At 69.0% G+C, this 255-nt stretch carries 1 pseudogene; it reads left to right on the top strand.

The features are described 5' to 3' along the window. Positions 1-255 (top strand): annotated as a pseudogene (locus AADR41_RS43150) (acetyl-/propionyl-CoA carboxylase subunit alpha); the annotation flags it as partial.

Consider the following 255-nt stretch of genomic DNA (forward strand, 5'->3'; position numbering starts at 1 on the left):
GCCTCGACGCCGGCGTCGAATCCGGCTCCGTCATCGGCCCCGCCTGGGACTCCCTGCTCGCCAAACTCGTCGTGACCGGCGCGACCCGCGAACAGGCACTCCAGCGCGCCGCCCGCGCACTGGCCGAGTTCAACGTCGAAGGCATGGCCACCGCCATCCCCTTCCACCGCGCCGTCGTCACCGACCCCGCCTTCACCAGCGAACCGTTCCACGTCCACACCCGCTGGATCGAAACCGAGTTCGTCAACGACATCA

Origin of the sequence: Streptomyces sp. CLV115, assembly GCF_038448545.1 — a bacterium.
GTDB classification, from domain to species: Bacteria; Actinomycetota; Actinomycetes; order Streptomycetales; family Streptomycetaceae; genus Streptomyces; species Streptomyces sanglieri.